The following is a 2,773-nucleotide window of genomic DNA, read 5'->3' on the forward strand; positions in this document are numbered from 1 at the left end:
GGGATGGTAGTGAAACGAACTTAAAATGTATGTTATGGATTTTTATATGAAGGTAAGTTGTTTATGAAAAGAACAGAACTATGTTACTTTCAAATAAGATATAATTTTATATCTAGTGAGGAGAACTTTTCTTCAGAATATAACGGAATCCTAATGCATCAAATGTAAATAACAAAACGTATTTAGACTTAGTACATTGTATTAGATTTCAGAAAAAATTAATCATAAGTGATTATAAAAATAATGACATGAAAATAGGAGAATCTTAATGATTATTAACTACCAATTGACTTATGAAGACATTATCGCACTACAAAAGGATTATTTAAATAAAACAAGGTCTCGTCGACAAAAAAAGACCACCTTAATCATCGCAACAATTTTCATTGTATATTGGATTGGGTTATTCCTTGCTTCACTTCTATTTAAACCGACTTCTTCGACAAGTTCATTTTATGACATACTTCCTATCCTGGGAGCATTTGGATCCGTTTTATTTATTGTATTGATGATGCCGGCTATAAGCAAAATTTCCGATTTTGTGAGGCTCTTAATTTATAGGTTCGTTTTAAAAAAAGACAATAGCTTTCCACGAGATTTAATTTTGCACTTTCAAGAAACTGGAATAGAAATCCACTCAATCAATAATCAAATTAAAAAAATCACTAAGGTTAGTTGGAAATCTATTGAAAGATTGGGTAACGACAAAACTCGTCTGTTTTTATACTATCTTGAATCTAAAGAGGGAGTAATCGTCCCTATTAGCGATGCTAGAATAAGTAAGGCTGAGAAACAAAAGCTTCGGGACCTGCTCAATCAATACTTATCCTCTGACATAATCGCCGCAAACAATAGACACGGACAATTCTTAAGTTGATTCTTTAACTATTAGCAAGTAATTTATTTGAAGCTCGAATTTAAGTTGATGCGGACAGCAAGAAATCCATAGCTTATTACAACTGATAATATAAATGGCGTGAAACTTAAACGATGAATAAAAATTGACTTGCCTTTCAAACCGTATAAATAAAAGCACTTTCTACTAAACCCCTCCGTAAAAGTTGGACTTGAAACTTTTACGGAGGGGTTTGAGGATTGAACATTTAAAAGCTTCAAAATCGTCTGAACCGTCAGTTCGACCAAAACGAGCCAGGCCGGGCAAGGTTTTCGTGACGGACATCGCCTATCTCCCGACACGAAAGTAGCAGAACGTCTATCTCTTTTATGTGAAGGACGTGGCGCACCATATGTCGACGAGCCTTCACATAGACATCGTCTTTCAGAAGATGAAGAAGCTGGAAGAGAACCACCAAAGGAACTTACATCCTGATGCGATGACCATTCGGACTAAGGGTTTCACTATACTTATCCGGCCTACCAATCGCAGATTCGCGGGCTAGGATTGGTCCAGTCTATGTCACGTCGTAGGAACGGTCTGGACAACGCACCGTTCTAGTCTCATTACAAGCACCTGAAGGACCTTGTCGACCAGCGATTGGCACTGAACCTCACCGAGGTTCGTTTAATGGTTAACGCCTATATCGACTATTACAACAGCGAAGGCAAACAATGGAACTTAAAAAAGATGATCCCGTAACAATGCAGAGGCCAGCTAATCGCCGCATAGAAATCGAGGCACTTTTCATTAGACTGTCCCCATGAAACAGAGCTTATTTCATAAATCAAACTAAGCTCTTTTCTGAACTTCAAAAACTGCTTTATTTGAAATGATAATAAGTATTTGTCACTGTATACCTACCTGATAGTGCCCACATTCTTTAACAAATAAAGATATGTACACTCTTTATACAAAATATGATTAAAGTCATATCGCTGGAAAATAACGTAAATAATCTGTTACGGTTGACCTAGGTTAGCATTATGTAAGTAAATTTTATTTATATGGAAGAAGAGGAGCTGTAGGATGGATACAAAATATCAATTGACGTTTGAAGACTTTATGGCCTTACAGAAAGACTCTTTAAAGAGGACCGAGCATCATAAAGCTAGATACAATATTACAACCATCGCACTCGCCATGATGGTCTTCTTGTTCGGCTTTATTGTTCTCCATATCATATTGCCGATGTCTCTCTATTTTTATTCTCTCTATTTGAATTCGGAGAATATATTTAAACTCATCGTAGTATGTTTAGCCATTATCCCCGTCATTCTATTGAGACCGTTCATCGGAAAGTATTACGATTTCGTCACGCTTCGCAAACTCAAATCTGCGTATAAAAATGATACAAGATGGCCACGGGATGTGACGTTGCAGCTCGATGAAACCGGGGTTCACGTAAGCTCTTCTTTTAAAAGTGGGATCAAAAAAACTGATGTGCCATGGGATTCAATTAAGGTCGTTGGTGAAGACGATGGTCACTTCTTTTTATACTATGAAACGAACGAGGCAATCATTGTCCCTAAATTTATTTCTAGCCTGACTGAATCAGAAAATATAGCGTTTTATGATTTGATTGAACAACGCTTGAATAATGATTTTAAGAATGCCGAGCAGGGCATCTTGTTCATGCGACATGGCAAACACGTCCTCTGCGAGAAACCGTTCGCCTCGAACGTCGACGAGGTCAAATTGATGCTCGAGACGGCGCGCGAGCACGACGTCGTCCTCCTTGAGGCGCTCCGCAACCTATTCATGCCGAACTTCCAAATATTGCGTCAAGCGCTGCCTCGCGTCGGTCCCGTCCGACGTGTCATCTTGAACAAATCGCAATACTCGTCACGCTACGATTTGTATAAGCGCGGGGACAAC

General features: G+C 38.4%; 2 protein-coding genes. Both read left to right on the plus strand.

The features are described from left to right. Nucleotides 1-268: 268 nt before the first annotated feature. Nucleotides 269-877, plus strand: a complete 609-nt coding sequence (locus A6395_RS15580; protein ID WP_071399735.1) for a hypothetical protein — start codon at nt 269-271, stop codon at nt 875-877. A gap of 1,209 nt (nt 878-2,086) precedes the next feature. Next, the coding region (locus A6395_RS16290; RefSeq protein ID WP_353647121.1) for a Gfo/Idh/MocA family oxidoreductase at nt 2,087-2,773 on the plus strand (687 nt) is incomplete at its 3' end.

It is taken from the genome of Exiguobacterium sp. SH31 (genome assembly GCF_001816105.1).
Classification (GTDB): Bacteria; Bacillota; Bacilli; order Exiguobacteriales; family Exiguobacteriaceae; genus Exiguobacterium; species Exiguobacterium aurantiacum_A.